Source organism: Virgibacillus oceani (assembly GCF_014638995.1).
Lineage (GTDB): Bacteria > Bacillota > Bacilli > Bacillales > Amphibacillaceae > Virgibacillus_E > Virgibacillus_E oceani.
The window spans coordinates 23,469-42,357 of the sequence record NZ_BMFR01000012.1; the positions used below are offsets into that span (position 1 = coordinate 23,469).

Sequence of the window (18,889 nt, forward strand, 5' to 3'; positions counted from 1 at the left end):
GAGGGCCAGAATGAACAGTCCAATAAAAAACAAGATTAATACTATTTTTATACCTGTAAAAGACATCGAAAAAGCAAAAGAATGGTACTCAAAAATGCTGGGATTAGAAGATGGGGAAGTGATTTTTGACCATCTGTTTGCAGTGGATATGCATGGTACGGGAATGGTGTTGGATACAATGCCGAAGTGGCGCAATGACAATGGCGGGCTTGCTGTATTAAATGTCCCAGCAATCCAGTTTGGAACGGATGATATAAACGCATCCTATCAATTTATGAAGGATAATGGTGTGGAATTGGTTACAGAAATTAAGCATAATCAATGGTTTGTATTTAAGGATCCTGATGGAAATATGCTGATGGTGTGTCAAGACTGGTAAAAATGAAAAGTGACGAGGAATCCGAATCCGCCTCGTCACTTTTTCAAAATATAGTAATCCTGCGAATGAAATGTTTTAAATCCACAAGATTCATAGAGTCTTAGGGCGTGCAAATTTTTAGCTTCAACCTCCAGAAAAATCGGATACCCATTTCGGTTTTCCTCGATTACAGAATTACTCAATGCTTTTCGTCCAATACCCATACCTTGAAATTGCGGGAGGACGGCAAATCCGTAAATCCATGCTTCACCATCTATGTGTCCGATGCGCAACTTGCCAACTGTGTTTTCATGATAGTCGATCATATAAAATTGCTGTGTCTCATCGTGCTTGGTCCGTTCATTGTATTGTTTTGCATCTGTTTCGCAAAATCCAAAGCATTGAACATCTAATTGAATCTCTGTATCAAAATCAGCTAGTTCAGCCTTTCTTAATGTAACATCTCGATTAAGATTAAGATCGGCTGCTGACCATTTCATCTGGTATTCAGTGATTGCATATTCGCACGGGAACTTTTCCAGGAAAGCTTTAGCTGTAGCTGACTCTGAGGGTGCATTTAATAAGATAGTTGTGTAATTAAGCTTGGATATAATTTTCATGGAATTCGCTAGAAGGTTTGAGAATATACCCTTTCTTCTAAATTGGGGGTGTACCATGCCGCATAGCTCTATTTTGTTTCCAAACCCATAGAGTCCCAGGAATCCAACTAGTTCTCCATTTTTATAATGAAAAAAATCCGCATTCTCATTTTCCTCACGTGTTCTAAGCATATCCCAGTTTAGTTTCAGCTGGATAGCCTCGTGTGATTCGCAAATATGCTGAAGCTTTTTAATTTCTGCTAGCTGTTTTCTGGTGGGCATAGCTATTCCTCATTTCCATGTCATTAATATTTTGATAATTCTGAAATCGATTCGTTTATATTTCCTTTCAAATAGCACCGTGCCCCGTACAAAATAGCTGCCCTCCTAGCGAGACTACATACATCAGCCTTGTTACATTTAGTTTAACATAAAAATTCTACAGCAAATTTAGGTTTCATACTTTCAGGTAATTTTCATTGCTTTTTCTAATATTATGTAATATAGTACATTACAACACTAATGCACTAATCCCCTTGAAGGAGGTTGCAAGTTTGTTCATTAATGCGGATGGTTCGAAACCGATATATATACAAATCTCCGAATGGATTGAAACGGAAATTTTAAACGGAAATTTTACTAAAGATGAAAAGGTCTATTCTCAATACAAGCTTGCGGAGTTGTTTAACATTAACCCCGCTACTGCGGCCAAGGGATTAAATATACTTTATGAAGAAAATATCCTTTATAACAAAAGGGGCCTTGGCAAGTTTGTTTCAAATGATGCTAAGGAACTCATCCTGGATAAACGAAAAAATCAAACACTTAAAGGGCTTATTCAGGAGGTTGTTTTGGAGTCAGAACGTTTGGATGTAAGTGAAAATGAACTGATTGACATGATTAAGACAATCAATAAGGAACGTAAGGGGGATGCAACGTGAATGTTATCGAATGTCATGCTTTAATCAAAAATCATGGATCAAGAAAAGCGCTAAATAACCTTTCCTTAACGATTACAGAAAACAAAATTACTGGTTTGATAGGAAGAAATGGCGCTGGTAAAACAACTTTATTAAAAATAATTGCAGGGTATTGGCGGGAGACAGCCGGTGAGGTTAAGGTTTTTTCAAATAAGCCATTTAATAATCTTTCCGTTTCCGCAAATACAATATTCATTGACGATCAAATGAATTTTCCCACAGCGTTAACGTTAAAACAGGTTCTTGAAGAAGCGGGGAACTTTTATCCGAACTGGGACATGGAACTTGCGCTTAAACTTTTTAACTATTTTTCCTTTGATTCAAGGCAGGTACATAATAACTTATCAAAGGGGAACAAAAGTACATTTAATATGATTGTAGGTATTTCCGCACATTGTCCTCTTACCATATTTGATGAACCGACAACCGGAATGGATGCTGCAGTACGGAAGGATTTTTACCGAGCGCTTCTAAAGGATTATCTTGCCCACCCTCGCTCTATCATTCTATCGAGTCATTATTTAGATGAAATAGAGGATTTGCTGGAGGATGTTATTCTGATTGAAAATGGGGAGAAATACTTTCATACTCCAATAGAGGAACTGAAAGAAACTGCAATTGGTCTAAGTGGTGATAAGGAAATAATTACTGGTTTAGTCGCTGATCAAGATGTATTGTATCGAACAAACGGTGAAGGGAACCATTCGTATAGTGTTGTTCTGAAAAAAGATCTGTCTTCAAAACAAATTGAAAAATTAAGGGATTCGGGTGTGGAATATCATCAGTATCACCAAACGATTTGTGCCTGTACCTAACAGATAAAAGAAAAGGGGGAATTGACGATGTCTTTAACCACGCCTAGTATGGCTAGTGTTATAAGGAAACAGTATAAGTATAAACTAAGGTCATATATTGGTATGTTTAACTCCCTTATGATGCTCCAGGTTTTGGCGATTCTTATTTCCTTGGGGGCAACTGGCGGGCGAGGAAGCAGCAATTCCTGGATCAGTATAAACGTGGATTACTATTCTGGGGACACAGTAATTGGATTTACAATCATCTGGGGCTTTATCAGTGCGATTATTATCACGACAAAGGCATACCGGGAAGATGATTTTGTGCTTATTACAAATCGTCTAAGCAGTAATGTATCGAACATGCTTTTTTTAGTTTCGGGTAGTGTTATTGGAGGGATTACCGCGATATTGGCAGGCTGTTTTATTCGGGTGATCAGGTATTTTGTGTTTGATTCAACTGTTATCTATTATGGTAATGTTTCGAATGTCCAGGAGATGTTTATGGGGCTTGGAGCAACCATCATGTTCATTTTACTGCTTAGCTCCCTTGGTTATTTTATTGGAACGGTCGTGCAGCTTCATAAATCACTGGTAGTTTTAGTTCCTGTTATAATCATCGGGTTCTTAATTGCTCAAGGCTCTCTTTCAAATGATTACCTTTTATTGGACTTAACGGCAATTTACTTCCAGGAAACATCTTTTTTATTATTACTATGCAAGGTTATTGTTTCAGCTGGATTGTTGTTTTCGGGATCAATCATCATCTCCAATCGAATGGAGGTTAAACGATGAGCGAACTAATTCAAATTCTTCCAATCGTGCTAATGGCCGCCATTATCGGTTTAATTATTTTTATTATCATGCGATATGGCAGACATAAGAACCAGCGAATGATGAAAGGGACTCAACTAAATTTTGTGAAACGAGTCCAAATCATGTTTGCCATTTATGTTTCAGTTTTAATTATTTCGGCGGGAGTGTATTTTTTTATTCCATCTGAAGGGGAATCTGCTGTTCATGAGCAAATTGGCAATGAAGATAGCAGGTACTTATTTGAATCCTTCTTAGAAGGGAATATCCCCGCAAGTTATGACAAGTACATTAAGGAAAAGAAGAGTTATGTATACAAGGGTGAACAAATTACGTTGAAGGGACTGCCGAATCAGGAAGGTATGTTTGATGTTAACCTATTTGTGGATGACAAAACTGAACTGAAGAATACCATTGAAGCAATGTATTATCAAACCCCGGTTGCAGTTTTTGGAAGGAAGGTTACACAGCTTCCCATTCCGCAAATCGAAATGCGTTCAAATGTAATGACAATTCACAATCCTGAACAAACTGAAATTGACTTTTCATTATTTAAAAAAGAGTTCCCATATACTCAATTTACTGGTGAGAACTGGTGGGACGACCATATCAATTTAGGAGAGCAGATTATTTTAATCCGAGTTCCTAATGGATTAGAACTGAAATTTAGTACCGAGATGAATGTCAACTATATCGGTGAAATGAACTGATGGGGCAGAGGGTCAGTCCCTCTGTCCCGCTAACTTCCTTTTTTCTTTTACTAAATCTACCTTCAAGAACATTGCTGCATAAACCCCGGTAAAAAGGATATACGTCATTCCTGCGAGTAAACTTAAATTCCGCGGGTCAAATACTTCCAACAGAAACCCTGCTGCTCCCATTGATACCCCCAAAGCAGTATTTGAAAGCATTTCAGTTAAGCCAAAGAATGTACCTTGCTTTGATCTTGGCACTATTTTCATCGTTAACGTACTCAGGCAAATGTTACTAATTCCTCCAACAAAGGTAATAAACAGAACTGTCAGAAGTGCCGTCACAAAGTTTGGGACAGCACTAAGCAAAATATGTCCACTGCCTTCAAGTGCTATAAAAATAACAATAAGCGGCACTAGTTTTCGCTTAAGCATATTTGAAAAAAATGAGCTGACTATAAAACCTAAACCAAGAAAAGCGTAGATCAAGCCAACTCCCAAATCACCCATCTTAAAGACATCAAGTGCATACACACTCATCAAAACATTGTCTACCCCATTTGCAATAGGCATTGTAAGACTAATAATGATAAAGATAATAAGAGCGGATGAACTAATAATAAGTTTCCATGATGATTTAGTTTTGCTTACTAATTGAGGCACAGTATCATCAGGTTCTGAAATCCTAAGCTGCCATAACAAAAGCGCTGAAATAAGAAATGATATCCCATCCAAAATAAACGGTACATCTAATCCAAACAAATAAGAAATAATCCCCCCGGTGCTTGACCCCGCAACTAGAACCACACCCACCATAATTTGTTCAATGGCATTAACATATAATAGCCGATCATTTTTTACCAATGCCGGAATGGAAGACATTCTTGTTGGTACGTATAATGCTTCTCCTGCTGCAAGGCAAAAAGCGCCAACATATACAATCCATAAGTGTTCGGGACCTTGAACAAGTACAGGAGACAATGCAAATGGGACCCTAAGCAAGTCTATCGTAATTAAAATTTTTTTCTTTGAAAATCGATCTGCCAGCATTCCTCCCACTGGTGCAAGAAGCAAAAATGGTGCCATACGGATTGCAAAGAGAAGCCCAATTGCAACACCTGACCCGGTAATCTGATAGAGCAGTGTAAGTATGGCCACCTGGGTAAATCGATTTCCTATTCCATTAACAATGCCAGAAAAGAAAAGCTTTTGATAATTTTTTTCTTGTTTCCAAACAGTCCAATTGGTCATTTAATTCACCTGCTTTTAAATTCATCTAATTTAATAAATATCTAATTAGATTGCTAAAAAAATGACTGACTAGATCAGCCACATTTCTTTTGGATTCAATTCATATTCTCCGTTTTGTCTGAACATAAATTGGCATATAATAAATTCTCTTCTAATCGTTGCATAATCCTCGTGAAATTGCTTTATATGTTCATTGATCTCTATTTCACTATATGTTCTGCCTTTTTCTAATCCCTTTACAAGGTGCTCTAGAATGATAAGCTTTTTCTTGCGTTGTGCGGGGATTGTTTTTAACTTCCCATCTGCATCAAGAAAGTTCTGAATGACTTTATATTTTTCTACATCGTCAACTTTGAATGGATCCAATTCTTTTTCTCCCCCTATCATTAGAATTGCTTGAGCCATTAATTCAAGCTTTTTTTCATTTAAATGAAAGTAAATTGTATTTTTATCCCGCCGCTGAAAAATGATATCATTCTCTCGCAGCTTTGTAATATGGTAGGAGATAGTAGGTGGTGTCAGTCCCAGTTTTCCAGCGATTGCTTGCCCGTGAAGTGGACCATCTTTTAAAAGGGCAATGATTTGAATTCTTGTCTTGTCTCCAATGGTTTTGTGAAAATTAACAATCCGATTCAGCTGCATATAGGTACCCTCCATTAATCATCTAATTAGATTATAATCTAATTAGATAGTTATGACAATAGGAGAGTTCGCTGATAGATAACTTATAGTTGCCGATAAAATACGGAAACCGCCGATAAAAGCTTCGAATGCGCTGATAAAAGTCTAATTTCACTGATAAAAACCGCCAATGTGCAACATGTCACGATTAAGCTAATAAGCGGGTGCCAATAAATAATGGTATACTAAAAAAAGTTAAATATTTTTGCCTTATGGTGACTTTTAAAAGTTGAAAAGGGAAGTTGGTGCAATTCCAACGCGGTCCCGCCACTGTAACGAGGAGAATTCTTTATAGCCACTGTTTCGAAATGAGACGGGAAGGAAAAGAATTTGATGATTCCCAGCCAGGAAACCTGCCATAAGGAAGTGCATTTAATCCTACGGGAGATAGGAGGATGAACGCGTTAATCGGATTTTGAAAGACTTTTTCGTGTGCATTTTTTAACATCTTCTTTTTGGGAGATGTTTTTTTACTTTTAAGGAGGAACTAATAGTGGAAAAAATAGCTATACAGGATTCTAAAACTGTTCAAACCCGTTTAGTACTGCCACCAGATACAAACCATTTGAATACAATTTTTGGTGGAAAGGTGCTGGCTTATATTGATGAGATTGCGGCCTTAACTGCAATGAAGCATGCTAAAAGTGCTGTAGTGACTGCATCCATTGATTCGGTTGACTTTTTGTCTTCAGCAAAAGTTGGGGATTCTTTGACTTTAGAGGCAATTGTAACCTATACAGGGACAAGCTCGATGGAGATTTATGTGAAAGTGACTGCACATGACTTAATAAAAAATGAAGAAAGACTTACAACAGAATCCTTTCTCACGATGGTAGCGGTAAATAAGGCGGGAAAACCAATACCGGTACCAAAAGATATCCAAAAACGAAAGAGGAAAAGAGGTTATATATGACAGCACCTTCGAGAAAGGAAAATCGTGAAAGACGAACAAAGATAAGGTGAAATAAATTATAATAGGGAAGATGGCTAACCTTTAGGCAAAGGGATGATGTTTTGATTATATGGATTAACGGAACTTTTGGAGTGGGTAAAACCACTACTGCCTATGAACTGCAAAAGAGATTAACAAATTCATTTGTATATGATCCGGAAAGATTCGGATATGTATTAATGCGGAATGTACCTCCAGATATTTCAATGGATGATTTTCAGGATTACCCCCTATGGCGAGAAGCAAACTTTAAATTATTAAAGCAGATTTCTGAGGAATACGATGGAATTATTATTGTGCCTATGACACTTACAAGCGAGGACTTTTTTGAAGAAATAATTGGTAGGTTGAGAGAAAATGGGGTTGAGATAAAGCATTTTACATTATCCGCATCAATGCAAACAATTCAAAAACGGCTGCGAAAAAGACTTGAAGGGAAAAATTCCTGGGCTTATCAGCAGGCTGAGAAACGAATGCAACGGTTATCAAAAGATAAATTCCAGGAGCATATTCAAACCGACACAATGAGAATAGAAGAGGTTGTAAAAACTATTGGAATGTTAACTGGTATTGAATTGCTTCCGGATCGACGGACCAAATTGAAGAAATTTTTGGATAGACTTCAAACTAGTCTGAAAGAAGTTGGGTTGTTTAAATAATATTCGCTTTTCTTTCCTATAATCTTTCCATATCATGAATTGTTTTTATAAAAAGCTCTCTAAACTTTTTCTCATCTTCAACGGTGAACGCCTTTGGTCCTTTTGTGCGTTTGCCGCTTTTTCTAGCCATGGCACTTGCATAGCGTGATTGCAAAAGCTGATCAATGTTTTCATTCGTATAGCTAAATCCTTTGTGATGAAGGACTGCACATCCCTTTGCTAATCCCAATGAAGCAAGACCATAATCCTGTGTGATAATAATATCATTTTTTTTGGCTAATTGCATAATCCGATAATCTGCAGCCTCCGCATCAGAGTCAACATAAATTGTTTCTACACCTGGTGGCTGTTCTGTATTGGAAAAATGGGCAAAGCTTTTCACAAGAATAACTGGAATCCGGAAATCCTTTGCTATAGAAATGATGGTATCTTTTACTGGACAGGCGTCCGCATCTACGTAAATTTTCAATGATTTTATCTCTCCTGAAATTATTTGTTAGTGATAATAATAGCAGAAATACTGTGTCAGCTCTAGGGTTATCAATCCTGGAGCATTTTTAATTAAAATAAAATGCGATATATAATAATATGCACTTTACAATAGTGTGCGATATACACTATAATGAAAACAGGAGTTGATAAACATGAGCGATGCAAACGAACAAATTGATAAATTAATGCAGGAATTGCGGCGTGGAACAATCACGATTGGTGTACTGAGTCAATTGTCGGAACCTCAGTATGGTTATTCCCTTGTTTCTTTATTAGGGGAAAAAGGAGTAGATGTCGAGCCTGGTACACTATATCCGCTGCTCAGAAGGTTGGAAAAGCAAGGGTTATTGGACAGTAAGTGGGACACCAAAGAGGCACGTCCCCGAAAGTATTATTTATTAAGTTCAACAGGAAAAGAAGTGTATGAACAGCTTTGTGTTGAGTGGAGAGATATTGTTTCAAGTTTAAATCATTTAATTGATGAAAAGGGAGGAAAGGGAAATGGAGATGATTGAAAGGTATATTTATGCGGTAACTCAAAAACTGCCGCCTGAGCAAAGGCAGGACATTGCTGAAGAGCTTCGCAGTCTCATTGAAGATATGTTAGAGGAACGTACTGAGGGCAGAAAAATTACTGATATAGATGTTGAACAAGTGTTAATTGAATTGGGAAATCCGAGACATTTGGCACAAAAATACCGTGGAACAAAAAAATATTTAATTGGTCCAGAAATCTATGATTCGTACATGATGGTATTAAAGATTGTTTTGATTTCAGTTGCTGCAGCGTTAAGTATAGGATTTATTATCCAAATAATTATGGATCCAATTTCTATACTGGATCATTTCGTCGAATTTATTGTTTCATTTGTTACCGCGATTCCAACAGCATTCGGATGGACTACATTTGGGTTTGCGATCGGAGAATATGCTGGAGGGTTCAACTCGAAAAATTTACAAATTGATAAGGAATGGAATCCATCAAAACTGGCACCCATCCCGGATGAAAAACGACAAATTAAACGCTATGAACCAATAGCAGGGATTGTATTTTACACATTGTTAATCATGGTTCTTGCCATTTCCAATGAATATTTCGGTATCTGGGTTTATGATGATGAATTTTCTGGTGTTATTCCTTTTTTAAACGAGGAAACGTATGGTACTTACTTGTTTATTCTCATATTAGGCTTTGGAATAATAAAGGAATGTTTAAAACTTGTTTATGGGAAGTGGACGTTTAAACTAGTCATTTTTACCGCCCTGACTAATTTGGTTTCATTAATAGCTGTGGTAATTATGATTAATGGACCTGAATTTTGGAACCCGGAATTCATGCTTCAGTTAACTCAAGCTGGCCTGCTTTCTGAAGGCAGTGAGACATACGAGACAGTTAGCAGGATTTGGGAACAGTCCACATTTTGGATTGTCATTGTTTTAGTGATTGGCTTAATATGGGATGCTATTGATGGATTCATTAAAATTCGCAAAAGTAAGTAAAAAGGTATTTTCAATTAACATGTTATTGATTATGATTAATTATAATCAATAACGTGTTATTCTATTTTGAAATGGGGGATAAGTATGCGCTTAGTCCGACCATCATTAGAGTGGGAAGTGGAACATAAAGGCTATGTAAAGGAATGGGGACCATCCAGAATGGTGCCGAGCAGTTTTGATTTGTCAGGTCATGTTACTTATCAAGCATATTTGCAGGCACTAGCATTAAGGGAAGCGGGCAATGAAAAGTGGCTGCCAAGCACGAGTTATTTTTTGATTACGAATAATGACCGTATTGTTGGGATGGTTGATATTCGTCATAAGCTGAATGACTTTTTGCGAAATGTCGGCGGTCACATTGGCTATAGTACAAGGCCATCTGAACGGAAAAAAGGATATGCGACATTAATTCTGTCGGAAGCACTAAAAAAATGTACAGAGTTAAATATTAATCAGGTGCTTGTGACGTGTGATGAGGATAATATTGGTTCTGCAAAAGTAATTCTTCATAACAGTGGAGTTGAAGATGAAAGTTATACCGATTCAGATGGAACGGTTAAGCGGAGATTTTGGATAAATAATTAGGATACCAAAAGGGAGAAACGGAAAATGAAAGTGGACTTGAGAATTGTTACTAGGGATAATTGGGAAGAAGCTTTATCTTTAAAGGTAGGTAAACAGCAGCAGGGATTTGTCCCAACTCCGGCAGTGTCACTAGCCAAGGTCTACATTAAACCAGATGGAGAAGGTGTGGAATATATCCCATTTGCTATTTATGTTAATGACTTAATGGTAGGATTTTTGATGCATGCCTATGAGGAAATAACAACTGATTCTTACTGGATAAACGGTTTTATTATTGATGAAAAATATCAGGGCAGAGGTTATGGAAAGTGTGCAATGATAGAAATGATCAAGTGGATTCAGAATAGATTTCCTCAATGTGAAGAAGTACGTTTGACTGTATTTCCAGATAATTATGTAGCAAAAAATCTGTATAAGAGCCAAGGTTTTGAAGCCACTGGTCAAATTTTTGGCGGTGAAGAGGTTTTTAAACTAGTATTAGAGAAAACACATAAAGTGATATAGGTGATATAAATGGTTTTAATAGATAATATGCTAGATTCAGATTGGGAGCAGGTACGTGATATTTATATAGAAGGTATAAATTCTGGGAATGCAACGTTTGAAAAAAAAGCACCGAATTGGGAAGAATGGAACGAAGGACATGTAGCACAATGCAGATTAGTTGCGCGCGAAGATGGTAAAGTAGCAGGGTGGGCAGCATTAAGTCCTGTATCGAATAGAAGTGCGTATGCAGGTGTGGCAGAGGTTAGCATTTATATTCGTCAAGATAGTTCCGGTAAGGGGATTGGCAGTAAACTGCTCAAAGTATTAATCGAAACGAGTGAAAGGAATGGATTTTGGACATTGCGATCAGGTATTTTTCCGGAAAACGCTCACAGTATAAAGCTTCATACTAATTTCGGCTTTAAATTAGCTGGAAGACAGGAGCGAATTGGGAAACTCAATGGGATTTGGCGTGATGTTGCCATTTTGGAAAGAAGAAGCGAGGTTGTAGGTGTTGACTAATAAAGGTGCAGCACAAACGTTGCGAACACGAAGCAGTGTCTTCACTCGGGAGATCAGTTGGTACTGTAAGATAATTAGATAAAACTGCTCCAAAAACGGTATGATTTTACTCGGAAAAAGGAAGCTGAAAAATCAGTTTCCTTTTTCCAAGAACTATTTATTTCGATACCACTCAGCGGCAGCTTCTACTTCAGCATATGTTAACTGATGTCCTTTGTTTTCCCAATGAAGTTCTAAATTCGCTTTAGCCTGTTCCAATAATGAATATAGATCTTTAGACTCTTCAGGCGGACAAATAGGATCATTTGTACCGGCGGCGATGAATATGTTTTTACCCGAAAGATCAGGTAAAGCCATGTTACTCCTTGGAACCATTGGATGGTGCAGAATTGCTCCGCTTAATGCATTTTGATAATGAAATAACAAACTTGCTGCGATATTTGCTCCGTTGGAATACCCAATTGCTATAATATTTTCCCTGTCGAAGCCATTTTCATTTGCCGCCTCATTTAGAAATTCATTTAATTCATTCGTGCGGAAAATTAAGTCCTCTTCGTCAAAAACCCCTTCAGCTAAACGTTTGAAAAATCGCGGCATACCATTTTCAAGAACGTTTCCACGCACGCTTAAAATAGCTGCATCCTTGTCAATTTTCTCTGCAAGTGGTAGAAGATCCCGTTCGGTTCCACCTGTACCGTGCAGTAATAGCAATGTTGGTTTCAACGGATCGTTTCCTTTTTTGAAAATATGCTTCATTATTTTTTCTCCTTTTCTTTTTTTAAGCCAATTCTTTTCAACGTGTCAATCATGGCCTGTTGCTCCTTGGTGCTTATATCTTCAAATATTGTTTCGATTACCTTTCGATGCTTTGGAAAAATTTCATCCATCATGTTCTTTCCCTGTGTCGTTATTTGTACGTAAACAACCCGTCTGTCTTCACTGCAGGCAGTACGCCCCAGTAAATCTCTCTTTTGCAGTTTATCGATTACGTAGGTGATGGACCCGCTATTTATAAGCACTGCGTCGCATATTTGCTGAACGGTTAGGTTGCCTTTATGGTATAATGCCTCTAAAATGGCAAATTCTGTTGTGCTTAAACCATAACTTTTAATATCCTTTTTAATTCTCTCTTCAACAGATTTGGCAGATTTCATCAGGACAACAAAAGCTTTTAATGATAAATTTTCACTCATAATGTCACCTCCGTACTTTACCATGAATTAAGGTATTTTGAATTAAGAATAATTTTAATGGTTATTATGATATGTGTCAACTAGTAGATGATATACTATGATAAAGACAGTTTTAAAAAAGAGGTGATACAAGTGGGAATATGTAATATTGATCATTCACACGAAGATGTTAAAACAAAGCTTACTAGTCAAAAAGCATTCTTACCAATTGAATTAAATGAAAAGCTGCAACGGTTTTTACAAACTGAGCTTAGCCAGGATACATTAAACAAAATTTTTCATCTGCTAAAAAAGTATGATTTAGCATCGAAAAGTGAACAACAAGATAGAAACATGCAATTGGATTCGCTTATAAGTTAAGAGAATGAATTAAAAAACTACCATTTGGTTCATGCCAGATGGTAGTTCATTCTATTTCTGTTTAGTTGCCTCGGTCATTTGATGCCAAATCGAACCCTTTGCTTCTTCTCCGCCTTCTATTCTTGCTAATGCCATTTTCACTTGCATGCGTACCTCAAATTCCGGGTCTTCCATAGCCTGTTTCAAGGCGGGTACAGCAGTTTCGTCCCCTGCCTCATACAAATACATGGCAGCGCGCCAGCGAACAAGACGGCTTGAATCTCCCAGTGCATGTATCATTTCCGGAATAGCTTGTTTAAAACCGAGATCTGATAAACAATCACCTGCAGTACGTCGGACATTTACCGCTTTATCTTTCAAAGCTTTATATAAAAAGGGGAGTACTTCAGGTTCTTCTATCATTCCAAGGTAGGCGGTAGCGAGTCTTCGGATGGAAGCTTTTTCATCATCTAGTGCTTTATCGAGTACAGGCAAGTCATCTATTGTTGGGTCCATTCGATCCAAGGCGGCATAACGATCCTTCCAGCTGGGGTTATCAAGCATGTCTAATGTAACCTTTTTCCCTGTTTTTGGTTCTTGGGACAGGTCATTTTCAGCGGCAAGTTTTACCAGCATGGAAAGTCTTTCGGAATCGTAACTTGCAGCTAATTCCTCAACAATCTCCTGACCTATTTCATCTACATCACCGTAGCGCGGGTTTTGTTCCACCCATTTCCTTTCCATTAGCATATTATCAGATGCCACAGATGCTTCCATTGTTGCATTCATAAATCTTTCCGGTAACCCAAATCGTTGTTCTGATTCCCCGTCTTCCAATTTTACCTGCATAGGGATGTTTCGAAACGTTTGGATGAAAACCTTAATTTCCCCAAAGTGTTCATCTGCCGCTGCGGGTGCATTTGAAAATTCCTCTGAAGAATCCTCTCTAGAACCCAAAACATTGCGTACATCTGGCAATATTTCTTCCCATGCCACACGTGGATTACGTTCAAGTGCGATAAAGTTTATTACCCGATAAATACCTTTTACTCCATTTATATTAAACAACTCTAGTATATAACTAGGTGCAGTACTAAGATCGTCATCAAGTTTATAATTTTCTGTTTTACCATCAGCCAATTGTTCATCCAGGTTGATTTTCATAGAGTACGGACTTGGCGTTGGTTCGATTGAGACAATTTTCACTTCTATCACCCCATTAAATTGATGCTATGACTGATTATAACAAAGTTTGAAGGGATTATCACATAGAAATTGCCTCCTTGGAAGTGTGTATACCGCAAGTTTCTTGGTCCGATTCAGATAAATAATTACGAAGCTTACCTTTATAAACTAATTGAAAGCCTGGTGACTCCTGCAAATCATGCGGGGTTATAAGTGAAAGGGGTTTCGAGAAATTAATCGTATCAGATTCTTTTAATACAGATGCAACAAATTGTGAACAAAAGAAAGCATTCTCTCTTCTTAGTTGTTTATTTAGGATAACGGCAAATAACCCTAGAAAATTATAATGATAAAGATGCTCATTTTGTTTAATCTTTTGAATAAACTGACCCATTTTACGTTTTTGCAATCCTGTAATTGGGCAGCAAAAAACGGCGCATGTCGCTTCTTTAAATATGCTTTCTTTAATATTTTCTATGACAAATCCGCCTATAAAAGGGTTATTAACATTTTTTCTTCCAAAACTGTATACTTCATCTAATTTTGAATCAAAAGAAATGGATGCATGATTGTATGGCTTTTTTGTATAGAACTTTATCATTCTAGTAAAAATTGTTCCTGTGTCGGTCAGAAGTATATATACTTTTTCATCCCCCATATTAACCCTCTCCTGTTAATGCCAAATTTTCACATATGTACAAAGTATAATGAGTGAAACATAAGGAATTGTTAAGAGAATCTTAAGAATGCCTTAATTTCCTCTTTATCATAACGGGAAATTTTTGGCTGTATAAGCACCCTTAGCAATAATTATTAGTAAGCCTTAGGACGTATCTGAGTATTAAAATGATAGAAAATAAAAAATAATCTCTTAGTTAGACGGAAAATGTGATAATATCAAACTATAAAGGAGGCGGTTTATATGATAAATAAATTAGTTAAGGTGCAGGTCAATAAAATTTAGAATTATTATCAGAAGGGGTGTTTTTATTGAATCAAGCTTTATTAGTTATTGATGCTCAGTCAGATCTAATAAACGGCAGCAAAGAAGAAAAAGGTGTCATCAATCAACAGCAGCTGCTTGCAAATATTAACTCAGTTATAAAAGAGGCACTGCGTGAACAAGCTTTAATTGTATTTGTACGGGATCTTGATATAAGTGAAGGGAAAGGTAAAGGATTTCAGGTCCACGAAGCTATCCATGTTCCTGAACAAGCTAAGATTTTTAATAAAGAAGCAACGAATTCTTTTCATGGTACAGGATTGAAAAGTTATTTAGAGGAAAATCAAATTGAACACCTTGTTATCATGGGCTGCCAGACAGAGCATTGCATTGATACAGCTGTAAGGACGGCTACTGTAAATGGCTTTGACGTAACCCTGGTAGGAGATGGTCATTCAACATCGGATAAAACGGTTTTAAATGCGCAGCAAATTATTGACCATCATAATCATACCCTTCATGGCCATTATAAAGTTGAGCACTTTTCAATTGTTAGAAAAGCCGATGAGGATTTATTTAAGCCTATCCATGATACTTACAGATAAGCATCATTTAGTTGCCTTTCTGAATTTTCTATGGTATGCTTTCGATAATCTTATTTGAACGGAGGTTTTCCTAGTGGCATCTATTAGACTTCGATTCCAAGCTTTGAACCGTTAACTGAATACGTTCAAACGCTCTGCTTGTGTTGCGGAGTAAGCGGGATTAGTCTGCCCTTTTAGGAAAACCTTTTTATACGGCGATTTTATAAAAAGAGGGAGAGGAATCTGCCCTCTTTTTTGTTGTCCAAATTAATGGAAGTAATAATGACAATATTCATACTACTTTATGAAGTGCTGCTGATTTTTAATTCAACATGCATGCAAATAGTTGATATAAAATCTTCCAGTATAACTATTCTCGTTACTCGAACACAGGCAGAATAACCTGTGTTTTTATTATGCACGATTTATGGAGGGAAATGGATATGAGAAGAAAAGCTATATTGGTAGGAGTAAATCTTGGTAATCAAGATGAATTCAATTATTCGATGCAAGAATTAGGAAATTTAGCGGCTGCTTGCAATGTGGATATTACCGGCCAGCTTACACAAAATTTACAGCGTATTAATCAAACACACTATATTGGTAAAGGGAAAACTGATGAACTCCAAGAGATGATTGATTCAACAGATGCAGATACGATTATCTGTGATGACGAACTAACATCATCACAAATTAGGAATTTGGAAGCGGTATTGGAATGTGACGTAATGGACCGCACGATGCTGATACTTGAAATTTTTGCAAAACGAGCAAGAACGAGAGAATCACAGCTGCAAGTTGAAGTTGCCAGATTAAAATATATGCTTCCAAGATTGATCGGCAGCCGCGAGTCCTTAGGTCGTCAAGGTGGAGGTTCTGGACTTAAGAATAGGGGTGCAGGTGAAACAAAATTAGAATTGGACCGTCGAAAGATTGAGGGAAAAATAGCACAATTGAATAAAGAGCTTGAGGATTTAGTTGCTCAACGTAAGACACAAAGGAAAAAGCGTAATAAAAAAGGTTTACCCGTTGTTTCTCTAGTAGGATATACAAATGCTGGAAAATCAACCATTATGAATGCGGTACTTGAGCTGTCCCATCAGCAGGCAGATAAGCAGGTGTTGGAAAAGGATATGGTATTTGCGACGCTTGAAACATCAGTAAGAAAGGTAAAGCTGGATACAAATCAACCCTTTTTACTGACTGATACGGTAGGCTTTATAAATAAACTTCCGCATCATCTGGTAAAAGCATTTCGATCGACACTTGAAGAGGTGGTAGAGGCAGATGTTCTAATTCACGTGGTAGACTTTTCGAATCCAAATCATAAGGAGCAGATAAAGCTGACCAATGAAATTTTACAGGATATTGGAGTGCTTACTATTCCTGTTATTTATGCATACAACAAAGCAGATTTAACGAATAGGAAATTTCCTGGGATTGAGGACAATAATATCTATCTTTCAGCGCAAAAAAGAATTGGATTAGATGAATTATTGCACGAGATAAGTAGGGAAATTTTCTCAAATTATGTTGAATGTGAGTTGTTTATACCTTATTCAGACGGTCAGATTGTTTCGTATTTCAATGAGAATGCACATGTTTTATCTGAGGAATATGAAACGGATGGGATAAAATTGATGGTTGATTGTAAAAAGTCGGATGCTGAAAGGTTTCAGCAATATGTTAGTAATAAGTTGGAATCAACTGAAAAGGAAATGAAATAGATGACATTAACAAATCAGCAAGTAATAGAAATAGCTAAACGACATGGTTTATTCGTTCAGGAAAGTTCTCTGAAGCGCAATGAATCGGGTCTTGATTTTCAGGTGGTATTTGCCACAGATGCAAAAAGGGAAAAGTGGGTATTACGTTTTCCAAGGCGGCGTGATGTAGTTCCGATGGCAAAGAAAGAAAAAGATATTTTGGATGTGGTAGGTGGGAAACTTCCAGTACAAACTCCGAAATGGGCAATCTATTCTGATGAATTAATTGCTTATAAGCTCCTGCACGGTATCCCAGCAGGAACAATTGATGTCAAAGCGAAGGCATATGTATGGGAGATTGACGAGAAGAATGTTCCAAACAGTTTTCATAATACGTTGGGAAGTGCAATGTCGGCATTACACTCAATTGACCATCAGGCAGCGAGAAACGCGGGACTAACTGTGCAAACCCCTGAAGAAGCAAAAGCGTCTATGACAAAAAGAATGGTTAATGTGAAGTCTGCGTATGGTGTTAGTGAGGAATTGTGGGACCGTTGGCAAAGGTGGCTAGCAAATGATTTACTTTGGCCAAAACAAACAGCGCTAATTCATGGTGATTTACATGCCGGTCATATTTTAATTGATGAATATGCACGCGTTACAGGTTTGATTGACTGGACAGAGGCGCATGTAACGGATCCAGCGAATGATTTTGTTGGACACTTAAGTACGTTTGGAGAAGATGCTTTAAGGAAATTGGTTAAAGCTTATGAACTTGCTGGAGGGTATGTTTGGCCATTTATGCTTGAGCATATTGTAGAACTGGCAGCAGCATATCCTGTTGGTATAGCAGAATTTGCCATGAAGTCTGGATTAGAGGAATATGAACAAATGGCAAAGCAGACGCTTGGGGTAGTAGAGTAACAAAATAATAAAACTTTTGAATGTATTTCTTTTATTTAAAATACGCTTGGGTTATGTGCGTTCTACATAACCCAAGCGTTGATTTATGCGTTAAGAATCGAATTAGTCCTGCTATCGCAAAACAAAACAGAACAGCTCCAGCACCGATGCCAGTTATAGCACTATTAGGAACGTTTAGCTTTTTGGAAAGAAATAAGGAAACAACAGAAGTTCCAATCATCAGTGCAGCTAAAACATATAAACTGGAGTCTTGAAAAATGCCCTTTAACCAGATAAAATGAATACCCACTACAAAAGCAATCCATGGGGATACATAGTCTTTTCTCTTATATTTTATGAATAAGATTGCCCCGATACCCGCAATAAGAAATTCAATGTAAACGAAAGTTAAGTAATTGCTGAATACACTTGAATCCGACAGTACAGAGGGTTTATCCCAATGAATCACACTTAGGCAGATTCCTAGTAAACCAATCAATAGTGAAAGACCTGCAGCAATTCCAAGATATTTTCTCCAGGATTTTCTAGGGTTTTCCTGAGCCCAGCCAAACCAGCTTAAACTAAATATACCGAAAATCGCCATGTACATAACATAATCTCTAATATATTCTATACTAATCCCCCCTGGCATAATTAGGGAATGCGTTACTA

24 protein-coding genes, 1 pseudogene and 1 riboswitch are annotated in these 18,889 nt (G+C 37.3%); of the genes and pseudogenes, 16 read left to right on the forward strand and 9 right to left on the reverse strand.

All coding sequences use genetic code 11. The features are described from left to right. Positions 1–10 precede the first annotated feature (10 nt). A complete protein-coding gene (locus IEV74_RS13620) occupies positions 11–379 on the forward strand; it encodes a VOC family protein (protein ID WP_188455929.1) in 369 nt (122 codons plus the stop codon). Positions 380–414: 35 nt separating this feature from the next. On the opposite strand, the gene IEV74_RS13625 is transcribed toward IEV74_RS13620, so the two are convergent. Beyond that, entirely contained in the window at positions 415–1,239 is an 825-nt protein-coding gene (locus IEV74_RS13625; RefSeq protein WP_188455930.1) for a GNAT family N-acetyltransferase, read from the reverse strand. 272 nt (positions 1,240–1,511) lie between these two features. Between IEV74_RS13625 and IEV74_RS13630 the strand changes: the two genes are divergently transcribed. The 4 genes from IEV74_RS13630 to IEV74_RS13645 are packed head-to-tail and all read left to right on the forward strand — an operon-like array spanning position 1,512 to position 4,254. After that, a complete protein-coding gene (locus tag IEV74_RS13630) occupies positions 1,512–1,898 on the forward strand; it encodes a GntR family transcriptional regulator (RefSeq protein ID WP_188455931.1) in 387 nt (128 codons plus the stop codon). Beyond that, positions 1,895–2,752, forward strand: coding sequence for an ATP-binding cassette domain-containing protein (locus IEV74_RS13635; protein WP_308418999.1), 858 nt, complete (start codon positions 1,895–1,897; stop codon positions 2,750–2,752). The genes IEV74_RS13630 and IEV74_RS13635 overlap by 4 nt, the downstream gene beginning before the upstream one ends. 27 nt (positions 2,753–2,779) lie before the next feature. Beyond that, positions 2,780–3,526 (forward strand): hypothetical protein, encoded by a 747-nt coding sequence (locus tag IEV74_RS13640; RefSeq protein ID WP_188455932.1) that lies wholly within the window; start codon positions 2,780–2,782, stop codon positions 3,524–3,526. Beyond that, positions 3,523–4,254, forward strand: coding sequence for a hypothetical protein (locus tag IEV74_RS13645; RefSeq protein ID WP_188455933.1), 732 nt, complete (start codon positions 3,523–3,525; stop codon positions 4,252–4,254). The genes IEV74_RS13640 and IEV74_RS13645 overlap by 4 nt, the downstream gene beginning before the upstream one ends. Positions 4,255–4,266: 12 nt before the next feature. On the opposite strand, the gene IEV74_RS13650 is transcribed toward IEV74_RS13645, so the two are convergent. Then, on the reverse strand, positions 4,267–5,487 hold the full coding sequence (locus IEV74_RS13650) for an MFS transporter (protein WP_188455934.1): 1,221 nt from the start codon (positions 5,485–5,487) through the stop codon (positions 4,267–4,269). 69 nt (positions 5,488–5,556) lie between these two features. Next, entirely contained in the window at positions 5,557–6,129 is a 573-nt protein-coding gene (locus tag IEV74_RS13655; RefSeq protein WP_188455935.1) for a DUF2087 domain-containing protein, read from the reverse strand. 235 nt (positions 6,130–6,364) lie between these two features. Beyond that, positions 6,365–6,543, forward strand: a riboswitch (cobalamin riboswitch). 118 nt (positions 6,544–6,661) lie between these two features. Here IEV74_RS13655 and IEV74_RS13660 point away from each other — a divergent pair. Beyond that, positions 6,662–7,131 (forward strand): annotated as a pseudogene (locus tag IEV74_RS13660) (acyl-CoA thioesterase). Positions 7,132–7,182: 51 nt separating this feature from the next. Next, complete coding sequence (locus tag IEV74_RS13665; protein WP_188455936.1) at positions 7,183–7,779, forward strand: AAA family ATPase; 597 nt, start codon at positions 7,183–7,185, stop codon at positions 7,777–7,779. A 16-nt stretch (positions 7,780–7,795) separates the two neighbouring features. On the opposite strand, the gene IEV74_RS13670 is transcribed toward IEV74_RS13665, so the two are convergent. Further along, positions 7,796–8,248, reverse strand: coding sequence for a YaiI/YqxD family protein (locus IEV74_RS13670; protein ID WP_188455937.1), 453 nt, complete (start codon positions 8,246–8,248; stop codon positions 7,796–7,798). A gap of 175 nt (positions 8,249–8,423) precedes the next feature. Here IEV74_RS13670 and IEV74_RS13675 point away from each other — a divergent pair, with 175 nt between their 5' ends. From IEV74_RS13675 to IEV74_RS13695, 5 genes are all read left to right on the forward strand, one after another. Continuing rightward, entirely contained in the window at positions 8,424–8,786 is a 363-nt protein-coding gene (locus IEV74_RS13675) for a PadR family transcriptional regulator (RefSeq protein WP_188455938.1), read from the forward strand. Continuing rightward, positions 8,773–9,771: an HAAS signaling domain-containing protein gene (locus IEV74_RS13680; RefSeq protein ID WP_188455939.1), complete on the forward strand. Its 999-nt coding sequence runs from the start codon at positions 8,773–8,775 to the stop codon at positions 9,769–9,771. The genes IEV74_RS13675 and IEV74_RS13680 overlap by 14 nt, the downstream gene beginning before the upstream one ends. An 84-nt stretch (positions 9,772–9,855) precedes the next feature. Next, positions 9,856–10,356 (forward strand): GNAT family N-acetyltransferase, encoded by a 501-nt coding sequence (locus tag IEV74_RS13685; RefSeq protein ID WP_188455940.1) that lies wholly within the window; start codon positions 9,856–9,858, stop codon positions 10,354–10,356. Positions 10,357–10,380: 24 nt separating this feature from the next. Then, a complete protein-coding gene (locus tag IEV74_RS13690) occupies positions 10,381–10,860 on the forward strand; it encodes a GNAT family N-acetyltransferase (protein ID WP_188455941.1) in 480 nt (159 codons plus the stop codon). Positions 10,861–10,887: 27 nt separating this feature from the next. Further along, positions 10,888–11,364 carry a GNAT family N-acetyltransferase gene (locus tag IEV74_RS13695; RefSeq protein WP_229683193.1) on the forward strand — a complete coding sequence of 159 codons (477 nt, stop codon included), beginning with the start codon at positions 10,888–10,890 and terminating at the stop codon, positions 11,362–11,364. Positions 11,365–11,517: 153 nt separating this feature from the next. Here the strand turns inward: IEV74_RS13695 and IEV74_RS13700 are convergent, their stop codons facing one another. Further along, complete coding sequence (locus IEV74_RS13700; protein WP_188455943.1) at positions 11,518–12,120, reverse strand: alpha/beta hydrolase; 603 nt, start codon at positions 12,118–12,120, stop codon at positions 11,518–11,520. Further along, on the reverse strand, positions 12,120–12,557 hold the full coding sequence (locus IEV74_RS13705; RefSeq protein ID WP_188455944.1) for a MarR family winged helix-turn-helix transcriptional regulator: 438 nt from the start codon (positions 12,555–12,557) through the stop codon (positions 12,120–12,122). Before IEV74_RS13705 ends, IEV74_RS13700 begins: the two co-directional genes overlap by 1 nt. Before the next feature lie 132 nt (positions 12,558–12,689). Here IEV74_RS13705 and IEV74_RS13710 point away from each other — a divergent pair, with 132 nt between their 5' ends. Further along, positions 12,690–12,917 (forward strand): group-specific protein, encoded by a 228-nt coding sequence (locus IEV74_RS13710; protein WP_229683194.1) that lies wholly within the window; start codon positions 12,690–12,692, stop codon positions 12,915–12,917. A gap of 51 nt (positions 12,918–12,968) precedes the next feature. Here IEV74_RS13710 and IEV74_RS13715 read toward each other — a convergent pair whose 3' ends face one another. Both IEV74_RS13715 and IEV74_RS13720 read right to left on the reverse strand, forming a co-directional pair. Further along, entirely contained in the window at positions 12,969–14,102 is a 1,134-nt protein-coding gene (locus IEV74_RS13715; protein WP_188455946.1) for a conserved virulence factor C family protein, read from the reverse strand. A 58-nt stretch (positions 14,103–14,160) separates the two neighbouring features. Next, positions 14,161–14,739, reverse strand: a complete 579-nt coding sequence (locus IEV74_RS13720; RefSeq protein WP_188455947.1) for a hypothetical protein — start codon at positions 14,737–14,739, stop codon at positions 14,161–14,163. Between the two features lie 332 nt (positions 14,740–15,071). On the opposite strand from IEV74_RS13720, the gene IEV74_RS13725 reads away from it, so the two are divergent. The 3 genes from IEV74_RS13725 to IEV74_RS13735 all read left to right on the forward strand — a co-directional run bounded on the left by IEV74_RS13725 (position 15,072) and on the right by IEV74_RS13735 (position 18,238). Further along, on the forward strand, positions 15,072–15,629 hold the full coding sequence (locus IEV74_RS13725) for a cysteine hydrolase family protein (RefSeq protein WP_188455948.1): 558 nt from the start codon (positions 15,072–15,074) through the stop codon (positions 15,627–15,629). 416 nt (positions 15,630–16,045) lie between these two features. Further along, complete coding sequence (gene hflX, locus IEV74_RS13730) at positions 16,046–17,335, forward strand: GTPase HflX (protein WP_229683195.1); 1,290 nt, start codon at positions 16,046–16,048, stop codon at positions 17,333–17,335. Continuing rightward, complete coding sequence (locus tag IEV74_RS13735) at positions 17,336–18,238, forward strand: macrolide 2'-phosphotransferase (protein ID WP_188455950.1); 903 nt, start codon at positions 17,336–17,338, stop codon at positions 18,236–18,238. It begins immediately after the preceding gene. Between the two features lie 31 nt (positions 18,239–18,269). Here the strand turns inward: IEV74_RS13735 and IEV74_RS13740 are convergent, their stop codons facing one another. Then, entirely contained in the window at positions 18,270–18,869 is a 600-nt protein-coding gene (locus IEV74_RS13740; protein WP_229683196.1) for a hypothetical protein, read from the reverse strand. Positions 18,870–18,889: the final 20 nt, after the last annotated feature.

Excerpts from the sequence above, each read along its gene's own strand:
- IEV74_RS13720 (WP_188455947.1), bottom strand. The coding sequence starts at position 14,739 with ATGGGGGATGAAAAAGTATATATACTTCTGACCGACACAGGAACAATT.
- IEV74_RS13685 (WP_188455940.1), top strand. The coding sequence starts at position 9,856 with ATGCGCTTAGTCCGACCATCATTAGAGTGGGAAGTGGAACATAAAGGC.
- IEV74_RS13695 (WP_229683193.1), top strand. The coding sequence starts at position 10,888 with ATGCTAGATTCAGATTGGGAGCAGGTACGTGATATTTATATAGAAGGT.
- IEV74_RS13650 (WP_188455934.1), bottom strand. The coding sequence starts at position 5,487 with ATGACCAATTGGACTGTTTGGAAACAAGAAAAAAATTATCAAAAGCTT.
- IEV74_RS13735 (WP_188455950.1), top strand. The coding sequence starts at position 17,336 with ATGACATTAACAAATCAGCAAGTAATAGAAATAGCTAAACGACATGGT.
- IEV74_RS13700 (WP_188455943.1), bottom strand. The coding sequence starts at position 12,120 with ATGAAGCATATTTTCAAAAAAGGAAACGATCCGTTGAAACCAACATTG.
- IEV74_RS13620 (WP_188455929.1), top strand. The coding sequence starts at position 11 with ATGAACAGTCCAATAAAAAACAAGATTAATACTATTTTTATACCTGTA.
- IEV74_RS13740 (WP_229683196.1), bottom strand. The coding sequence starts at position 18,869 with ATGCCAGGGGGGATTAGTATAGAATATATTAGAGATTATGTTATGTAC.
- IEV74_RS13690 (WP_188455941.1), top strand. The coding sequence starts at position 10,381 with ATGAAAGTGGACTTGAGAATTGTTACTAGGGATAATTGGGAAGAAGCT.
- IEV74_RS13705 (WP_188455944.1), bottom strand. The coding sequence starts at position 12,557 with ATGAGTGAAAATTTATCATTAAAAGCTTTTGTTGTCCTGATGAAATCT.
- IEV74_RS13675 (WP_188455938.1), top strand. The coding sequence starts at position 8,424 with ATGAGCGATGCAAACGAACAAATTGATAAATTAATGCAGGAATTGCGG.
- IEV74_RS13640 (WP_188455932.1), top strand. The coding sequence starts at position 2,780 with ATGTCTTTAACCACGCCTAGTATGGCTAGTGTTATAAGGAAACAGTAT.
- IEV74_RS13655 (WP_188455935.1), bottom strand. The coding sequence starts at position 6,129 with ATGCAGCTGAATCGGATTGTTAATTTTCACAAAACCATTGGAGACAAG.
- IEV74_RS13680 (WP_188455939.1), top strand. The coding sequence starts at position 8,773 with ATGGAGATGATTGAAAGGTATATTTATGCGGTAACTCAAAAACTGCCG.
- IEV74_RS13625 (WP_188455930.1), bottom strand. The coding sequence starts at position 1,239 with ATGCCCACCAGAAAACAGCTAGCAGAAATTAAAAAGCTTCAGCATATT.
- IEV74_RS13645 (WP_188455933.1), top strand. The coding sequence starts at position 3,523 with ATGAGCGAACTAATTCAAATTCTTCCAATCGTGCTAATGGCCGCCATT.
- hflX (WP_229683195.1), top strand. The coding sequence starts at position 16,046 with ATGGATATGAGAAGAAAAGCTATATTGGTAGGAGTAAATCTTGGTAAT.